General features: G+C 44.5%; 9 protein-coding genes, 1 tRNA gene and 1 pseudogene. 9 read left to right on the top strand and 2 right to left on the bottom strand.

Going from position 1 to position 7,526, the window contains the following annotated elements; all coding sequences use genetic code 11:
- The 6 genes and pseudogenes from GBV73_RS00920 to GBV73_RS00895 form a co-directional block, all read left to right on the top strand.
- A pseudogene (locus GBV73_RS00920) lies at nt 1-281 on the top strand (IS6 family transposase); the annotation flags it as partial.
- A 536-nt stretch (nt 282-817) separates the two neighbouring features.
- A complete protein-coding gene (gene tuf, locus GBV73_RS00915; RefSeq protein ID WP_152878755.1) occupies nt 818-2,104 on the top strand; it encodes a translation elongation factor EF-1 subunit alpha in 1,287 nt (428 codons plus the stop codon).
- Nucleotides 2,105-2,170: 66 nt separating this feature from the next.
- A complete protein-coding gene (rpsJ, locus tag GBV73_RS00910) occupies nt 2,171-2,479 on the top strand; it encodes a 30S ribosomal protein S10 (RefSeq protein ID WP_152878754.1) in 309 nt (102 codons plus the stop codon).
- Between the two features lie 17 nt (nt 2,480-2,496).
- Nucleotides 2,497-2,584 (top strand) — tRNA-Ser (locus GBV73_RS00905).
- 44 nt (nt 2,585-2,628) lie between these two features.
- Nucleotides 2,629-2,967 (top strand): PqqD family protein, encoded by a 339-nt coding sequence (locus GBV73_RS00900; RefSeq protein WP_152878753.1) that lies wholly within the window; start codon nt 2,629-2,631, stop codon nt 2,965-2,967.
- Nucleotides 2,951-3,796, top strand: a complete 846-nt coding sequence (locus GBV73_RS00895) for a DMT family transporter (RefSeq protein ID WP_152878752.1) — start codon at nt 2,951-2,953, stop codon at nt 3,794-3,796. Before GBV73_RS00900 ends, GBV73_RS00895 begins: the two co-directional genes overlap by 17 nt.
- Here the strand turns inward: GBV73_RS00895 and GBV73_RS00890 are convergent.
- Complete coding sequence (locus tag GBV73_RS00890; protein WP_253910270.1) at nt 3,782-4,696, bottom strand: histidinol-phosphate transaminase; 915 nt, start codon at nt 4,694-4,696, stop codon at nt 3,782-3,784. The two genes, GBV73_RS00895 and GBV73_RS00890, sit on opposite strands and share 15 nt — an antisense overlap.
- Nucleotides 4,697-4,825: 129 nt before the next feature.
- Nucleotides 4,826-5,698 (bottom strand): 3-methyl-2-oxobutanoate hydroxymethyltransferase, encoded by an 873-nt coding sequence (panB, locus tag GBV73_RS00885; protein WP_152878751.1) that lies wholly within the window; start codon nt 5,696-5,698, stop codon nt 4,826-4,828.
- A gap of 55 nt (nt 5,699-5,753) precedes the next feature.
- Here panB and GBV73_RS00880 point away from each other — a divergent pair, with 55 nt between their 5' ends.
- The 3 genes from GBV73_RS00880 to GBV73_RS00870 are packed head-to-tail and all read left to right on the top strand — an operon-like array spanning nt 5,754 to nt 7,504.
- On the top strand, nt 5,754-6,179 hold the full coding sequence (locus GBV73_RS00880) for an archease (RefSeq protein WP_152878750.1): 426 nt from the start codon (nt 5,754-5,756) through the stop codon (nt 6,177-6,179).
- Nucleotides 6,180-6,188: 9 nt separating this feature from the next.
- Nucleotides 6,189-7,103, top strand: a complete 915-nt coding sequence (locus GBV73_RS00875) for a tRNA (cytosine(49)-C(5))-methyltransferase (RefSeq protein WP_152878749.1) — start codon at nt 6,189-6,191, stop codon at nt 7,101-7,103.
- Nucleotides 7,100-7,504, top strand: coding sequence for a hypothetical protein (locus GBV73_RS00870; protein ID WP_152878762.1), 405 nt, complete (start codon nt 7,100-7,102; stop codon nt 7,502-7,504). The genes GBV73_RS00875 and GBV73_RS00870 overlap by 4 nt, the downstream gene beginning before the upstream one ends.
- Nucleotides 7,505-7,526: the final 22 nt, after the last annotated feature.

Genomic DNA, 7,526 nt, shown 5'->3' with positions numbered 1-7,526 from the left:
ACAAAGGGCCGTGGTATAAATCAGCGTTTAAATCTCTCGGGCTGGATTATCTGCATGTGACTTTCGGGCCGAGGAACAGTGTTGAGCGCTGGTTTAGGACGTTGAAGGAGAGGACGAAGCGTTTCTGGAATAATTTCAGGGGTAAAGACTGGAGGAGGGTTCATAGGTTTGTTTTTCTGTTTGCCTTCTGGTATAATTTTGTCAGAATTCATTCTAGTTTTGGTGATCCGCCTGGTGATGTTACTGAATGGCTTCAGGAGGTGATACCCCAGTTATCCTGACAGTATCGTACTCAAAAGTCGCAATCCGCTAATCATCTCCTACCCTGAAAGATGAGACTTTCAAAAGGAAAATGCGCTTTAATGACAAAGCATCCCCAATTGGAATTATTAATTTTCCTTTATAGCCAAAACCCCTCGCAGTGAAAAACTACCAATTTTCATGGGATAAAAACCCCTGTGCAAAGGGAAGTAAAAGACTGATATTTTCCGTGGAAGGGTAGATTAACAGTTGTAGTTGTATAACACTCCAGATATAGAATACTCAAGAATAACCCTCCATATTGGAAGGGGAGAGCGTTAAAAGACGAAGATTGGTCTGATATTGGTAATCCATGGCCTTGCTGTACTCTTAAACAAAATTCCACTGAAAATACAATTAGTTAATTTTTTAAACCCTAGGTTTTATCCAAACATGAACTCATGAGGCTCTCTCAAACAGATGCGGGTTTCCCGCGTGAGAGAGCTGAGGTTTAGAGAAAGCTTTAAAAACCCACTTTGATGATTAGAGTTAGGCATAACTTTGGAGGTGTGTGAAGATGGCAAAGGAAAAGCCACACGTTAATATAGTGTTTATCGGACACGTAGACCACGGAAAGAGTACAACAATCGGTAGATTGCTCTTTGATTCAGGCAACATTCCAGAGCAGATCATCCAGAAGTTCGAGCAGATGGGTGAAAAGGGTAAGTCATTCAAGTTCGCTTGGGTTATGGACAGACTCAAGGAAGAGAGAGAAAGAGGTATTACAATTGACGTTGCCCACAGCAAGTTCGAGACTCCAAACAAGTACATCACCATTATCGACGCTCCAGGTCACAGAGACTTCGTTAAGAACATGATTACCGGTGCTTCACAGGCTGACGCTGCAGTTCTCGTCGTTGCAGCCACAGACGGTGTAATGCCACAGACAAAGGAGCACGCATTCCTTGCAAGAACACTCGGTATCAACCACATAATTGTTGCGATTAACAAGATGGACATGGTCAACTACGACGAGAAGAAGTTCAAAGATGTTGCAGCCCAAGTTACAAAGCTCTTGCAAATGCTCGGTTACAAGAACTTCCCAGTTATCCCAATCAGCGCTTGGAATGGAGACAACGTAGTGAAGAAGAGCGACAAGATGCCCTGGTACAACGGCCCAACACTCATAGAGGCTCTCGACCAGATCCCAGAGCCAGAGAAGCCAGTCGACAAGCCACTTAGAATCCCAATCCAAGACGTTTACTCAATTAAGGGTGTCGGTACAGTTCCAGTCGGTAGAGTTGAGACCGGAAGACTTAGGGTTGGCGACGTAGTCATATTCGAGCCAGCATCAACAATCTTCCACAAGCCCATCCAGGGTGAAGTCAAGAGCATTGAAATGCACCACGAGCCACTTGAAGAGGCTCTCCCAGGTGACAACATTGGTTTCAACGTCAGAGGTGTTGGTAAGAACGACATAAAGAGAGGTGACGTTGCTGGTCACCCAACAAACCCACCAACAGTCGTCAGACCAAAGGACACATTCAAGGCCCAGATTATCGTCCTCAACCACCCAACCGCAATTACCGTTGGTTACACACCAGTCCTCCACGCCCACACAACCCAAGTTGCAGTTAGATTCGAGCAACTCCTTGCCAAGCTCGACCCAAGAACCGGTAACATCGTTGAGGAGAACCCACAATTCATCAAGACCGGTGACTCAGCTATCGTAATCCTCAGACCAACCAAGCCAATGGTCATCGAGCCAGTTAAGGAGATACCACAGCTTGGTAGATTCGCTATCAGAGACATGGGTCAAACAGTCGCTGCTGGTATGGTCATATCCATCCAGAAGGGCGAGTGAAGCCCTTCTCTAGCCTTTTCCTTTAAATTATTATGTTTCCCATTGGAACTTAGAGAGGTGGCAAAAATGCAAAAGGCGAGGATTAAGCTGGCGAGCACAAACATAGGTGCTCTTAATGAGGTTACAGATCAAATCAAGCAGATTGCAGAGAGAACTGGTGTTAGAATGAGCGGGCCAATACCAATGCCAACAAAGAGAATAAGGATAACCACAAGAAAGAGCCCAGATGGGGAAGGAAGCGCAACTTTTGATAGATTCGAACTTAGAGTTCACAAGAGGCTCATCGATATTGAAGCTGACGAGAGAGCTATGAGGCAAATCATGAGAATTCGCGTTCCTGAAGACGTGACAATCGAGATTGAGCTCATCTCATGATTCTCATTATTTTTAGCGCCGGGGTAGCCTAGCCTGGGAAGGCGCGGGCCTGGAGAGTCCGTGGGCGTTAAGCCCGCCAGGGTTCAAATCCCTGCCCCGGCGCCAACACCCTTATAAGCCCCCTTTCTCATCTCTTCTGGTGAAGTATAATGGAAGAGTACCTCAAGCTCATCCCAAAGAGAAATGATGAAATTAAACTGAAAAAAACTGATAATAAGTATTATCTCTTAATCCCCATGACCTCCAGATTGGATTTTCTGGCAAGAAAACTCCACGGGGAATACAGACGACTTGAACTTGACGAATTAGGAGCTTTTATATGGGAACTTTGTGATGGTACGAGGAGCATAGAACAAATTGGAAAGAAGGTGAAAGAAAAATTTGGTGAGGAAGCCGAGCCATTGTATGAACGCCTTGTAACATTCATCTTTGAACTTTACAAGAGGAATCTTATTCTCCTAGGTGGGTGGGATGAACAAAGAGACTGAGGGGACTCTCCTGGCTTTTTTAGGTATGTTCCTTTATGGAATAGAACCCGTGGTAATTAAGGCAAACCCAACCAACCCCCTTAGCTTTGCAGCATTTTCTGCCCTCATAGCCTCTTTAATCCTTTGGCCAATCGTTTTACTCACATCCCGCTGGAAAGGGGTAAAGGAAAATCCACAGTGTATTCCAAGAGCATTTTTGGTAGGGGTGTTTGGAACTGCCCTGGCATATATCGCTTATTCTTATGGAGCTCGACTAAGTACCGCGATAAATGCTTCCCTTATAACAAGGGCAGAAGTTCTTTTCTCGTTTGTTCTTGCATATGTTTTCTTGAGGGAAAAAATAGCCAAAGGGCAAATCTTCTGGTCACTTTCAATCCTTGTGGGTCTATTTTTAGTGATAACACAGGGTAAAGCAATAATGCCAAGAAAGGGAGATTTACTCCTCCTGCTAGTCCCCCTCTTCTGGCAGAGCGGGCATGTGATAGCAAAGAAACTCCCATACAACCCATTTCTTATAGCAGCATTTAGAAATACCTTTGGGGGAATTTTGCTTCTTTTGCTTGCATTCCCCTCTGGGCTTGAGTTTTCAAAGCTTGCTGTAGCAGAGGGCATAATACTCTCATTTGGACAAGTGATATGGTACCTCGCAATAAAGCGGATAAACCTCTCAAAAGCGACAGCAATAATAACACCCGCTCCCGCAGTAGCAATAGGAGTTGCAACCCTCCTTGGGGAAGAATTCACAGTATATCACCTAGTAGGGTTTGTGCTCATAACCATTGGAACCTTTATGGTCAGCAGAATCAAAAGTGAACTAAAGACGGCCTAATAATTCATCGGCATTTTTTGGAACTCGAAGCCTTACGTAAGAATCATCCAACGACCTAAAAGCTGAGCCTCTAACAGCTGATATCTTCCTTTCAAGAAAATAGTGGTAAGTATCTCCAGAGCCCCACAAAAGCATTATTGGAGTCTGCATGTGGGTCTCAGCTATCAGGAACTTTTTCTTGAGAGCATTGATAATTTCCTTTTTTATGGAGGCTATCTTTTTTCTGCTTTCCTTGAGGAATTTTTGATCTTTAAGTGCTTCAACTGCCAAAATCTCTCCAATTGTACTTATCGGAAACGGCAAATCCACCTTTCTGTAAAGCTCCCCAAGCTCTCGGTTTTTTATAACAGCATAGCCTACCCTCATAGACGCCAGTCCAAAACCTTTTGAAAAAGAGCGCAGGACAATGAGATTATCATGCTCGAGGTTTATTGCCGATTCTTCTTTTTCGACAAAATCTCCGTAAGCTTCATCTACAAGAACCAAAACGCCCTTCCTCTCGGCATATTGAACGATTTCCTCAACTTTTTTAAGCCTTAAAACCTGTCCCGTGGGGTTGTGAGGGTTGTCTAGGTAAAGGAGGGAGTAATCTGAAGTGAGAGCATTTATAACTTCCCCAATATCGATTTTAAACCGGTTTTCCTTTTTCAGGGAAACCGATTCATAGGAACCTCCCATGGCAAGTACGTCACTTATGTACCTTGTATACTGCGGAGAGATACCAAGCACCCTGGAGCCCGGGCTTATGACAAATTTGTTCACCTTTTCAAAGCATCCCATCGTTCCACAGCCAAAGAAAATGCTGTTCTCGTCTATGCCCCAGTATTCCGCAAGGGCGTTTCTGAGATAAGTATACTTCACATCCGGGTACGCAGAAAGGGCTATCTCTAAGTTTTTCAACCTTTCCTTTACCCTCTCGGAAGTTCCAAATGGATTTGTGCCAAGGGAACAATCGAGGAACCCTGCGCCATGGTCAATCTTATCCGCGTATCCCCCGGTACCTCAAGGGTGAAGAGCTCTTCGCGGACTTTAAACTTCCTCATCAAATGTCTCCCCTAATAGGCGTTCTACGACTTTTCTCCTCTTTTTCTCAAAGTCGTCCTTATCGAGGAATTCCCAGTAGTGTTCTCCGCTTGGGAACTTGCCCTCTTTTACATCTTCCCTGTAATTCTCAAGCGCCAGCTGAATTATGTTCCTTAAGTCGGCGTATTTCTTTACAAATGGGGGCACATGCTCATAGACGCCAAGGAGATCGTGCCATACCAGAACTTGCCCGTCCACATAAGGCCCGGAACCAATTCCTATCGTGGGTATTTTGACCTCCTCAGTTACCAACTTGGCAACATCTGCCAAAACGAACTCCAAAACAACAGCAAAAGCACCTGCCTTTTCTAATGCCTTCGCATCCCTAAGTATTTCCTCAATTTCTTCTTCGGTCTCCCCGGTTATATGGTAGCCTCCCAAGCGAAGGTACCTTTGGGGAGTCAATCCAGTATGCCCCATAACAGGTATGCCCGCCCTAACAAGCCTCTTTACTAGCTTCCTATGATCGTAACCGCCTTCAATCTTTACCGCATCCGCTCCTGCCTGGATTAACCGAGCAGCATTTTTCATGCCTTCCTCCACGCTAACTTCATAACTCATAAATGGCATATCCGCCAATACAAGCCCCCTCTTAACGGCTTTTGCAACCGCCCTTGTGTGATAAACCATCTGCTCCATGGTCACATTTAGGGTGTTCTGTTCTCCATAGACCACCATCCCCATAGAGTCTCCAACGAAGATAATGTCAATCTTGGCTTTATCTGCTAGAAGAGCTGATGGATAATCGTATGCAGTCACCATCGTAATTTTCTCTTTTCCCTTCATTTCCATAATCTTCTTCGGTGTTATCTCCCTCATGGTAACCCCTAAAGCCTAATAAACTTGGGGAAATATTAACCTATCGGGTGAGAGAATGAAAAGGTGGGAGCACTATGAACACACCGCTGACATTGGGATAAGAGGTTATGGGGATACCCTTGAAGAGGCTTTTGAAGCCGTTGCAATTGCTCTTTTTGACGTAATGGTTAACGTAGAAAAAGTTGAGAAGAAAGAAGTGAGAGAAGTGGAAGTGGAGGGGGAAGATTTATACTCTTTGCTCTACAACTTCCTCGAAGAGCTCCTTATCCTCCATGACACGGAAGGACTGGTTTTTAGGGACTTTGAAGTTAAAATAGAAAAAACCGAAGAAGGGTACAAGCTCAAGGCAAAAGCCTATGGAGAAAAGCTGAGCGAAAAGCATGAGCCAAAGGAAGAAGTCAAAGCCATAACCTACCACGACATGAAAATAGAGCAGCTCCCTGACGGAAGATGGATGGCACAGCTTGTCCCAGATATCTGAGGTGGTCACATGGAAGAAGTCGTCAAGATGAACAAAGCATTTTACGAGAGATATTTGAAACTCGACGATGGAGAAGAATTCTGGAGGCTCATGATGGCACCTTTGAGACAGAGTATAAGAATCAATACACTCAAAGCTCCCCTAGAGTACATAAAGGCAAGGCTGGAAGAGAGATATGAGCTTGAGCCTATTCCCTGGGTAAAAGAAGGGTTCTTCATCAACACCAGAGAATTCGGAGATATGGTGGAGTACTCTCTTGGGTTGGTCTTTCCCCAAGAGGCATCATCAATGATACCACCCGTTGTCCTAGACCCCAAGCCCGGGGAACTCGTCCTCGACATGGCGGCTGCTCCAGGGGCTAAAACAACACAGATAGCACAGTACATGAAAAATGAGGGGTGTATAATAGCCAATGACCTAAAAAAATGGCGTGCTAATGTCTTGATAGCAAACCTAAACAGGTTTGGAGTGCTCAACGCGAGGGTTACCGTCAAAGACGGCACGTACTTCTCAAGATTTGAAAATACATTTGATAAAATACTCCTCGATGCGCCTTGCTCGAGTGTTGGAATGATAAGAAAAAGCTTCAAGTTCTTAACAGACTGGAGTATGAAGAAGGTTATACGTTACTCCAATATTCAGAAAAAGCTAATACTCTCAGCGTATAAAGCCCTAAAGCCCGGAGGGGTTTTGGTGTACTCAACATGTACCATAGACCCTCTTGAAAACGAAGAAGTAGTTGACTACCTCCTCTCCAAGACTGACGCCAAGCTTGAGAAAATCAATCTACCCTTAAAATCAACACCACCCGTTTTGGAATTTGAAGGGAAGAAGTATTCCGAGGAGGTGAAAAAATGTCTCCGCCTTCATCCACAGGACAACAACACGGAAGCGTTCTTTGTAGCGAAGATAAGAAAACCATGAGCAAAAAAGTTAAAGAAATGCTGATAGAGCAATACGGATACGCACCAGATTTAATTTTTGAAGTAAAAGGGAGTAGGAGGGTTTACGCTTATAAGCCCTGTGAGTTTGACCCGAAGACTCACACAGATAAGGGAGTTTATTTTGGAAAAATCGAAAGTGATGGGATAAGGCTTACCATAGAAGGGAGCTTTTTGGTCGGTCCCAAAGCTACGAAAAACGTTGTTGAAGTTGGAGAGAAAGAAGCAAAGCTCTGGCTGAGCGGAGAAGACTTGAAAGTCTCAACTGAAGTGAGAGGATGGATAATATTAAAATGGGGCCTGTACTACCTCGGATGCGGGAAGGCAAAAGACGGTGTAATCAAAAACTACGTACCAAAAGAAAGGAGGATAACTCTCAAATAGCGCAATCTTTTAAAGTTTCGAG

This window comes from Thermococcus sp. 101 C5 (assembly GCF_009372125.1).
Lineage (GTDB): Archaea > Methanobacteriota_B > Thermococci > Thermococcales > Thermococcaceae > Thermococcus_A > Thermococcus_A bergensis.
The sequence above is the reverse complement of the archived record's forward strand: the minus strand, read 5'-3'. Positions and strand labels throughout refer to the sequence as shown.

What these genes read in the sequence shown, in the direction of transcription:
- panB (WP_152878751.1), bottom strand. Translation starts at nt 5,698, where the DNA reads ATGAGGGAGATAACACCGAAGAAGATTATGGAAATGAAGGGAAAAGAG.
- rpsJ (WP_152878754.1), top strand. Translation starts at nt 2,171, where the DNA reads ATGCAAAAGGCGAGGATTAAGCTGGCGAGCACAAACATAGGTGCTCTT.
- GBV73_RS00895 (WP_152878752.1), top strand. Translation starts at nt 2,951, where the DNA reads ATGAACAAAGAGACTGAGGGGACTCTCCTGGCTTTTTTAGGTATGTTC.
- GBV73_RS00875 (WP_152878749.1), top strand. Translation starts at nt 6,189, where the DNA reads ATGGAAGAAGTCGTCAAGATGAACAAAGCATTTTACGAGAGATATTTG.
- tuf (WP_152878755.1), top strand. Translation starts at nt 818, where the DNA reads ATGGCAAAGGAAAAGCCACACGTTAATATAGTGTTTATCGGACACGTA.
- GBV73_RS00900 (WP_152878753.1), top strand. Translation starts at nt 2,629, where the DNA reads ATGGAAGAGTACCTCAAGCTCATCCCAAAGAGAAATGATGAAATTAAA.
- GBV73_RS00880 (WP_152878750.1), top strand. Translation starts at nt 5,754, where the DNA reads ATGAAAAGGTGGGAGCACTATGAACACACCGCTGACATTGGGATAAGA.
- GBV73_RS00870 (WP_152878762.1), top strand. Translation starts at nt 7,100, where the DNA reads ATGAGCAAAAAAGTTAAAGAAATGCTGATAGAGCAATACGGATACGCA.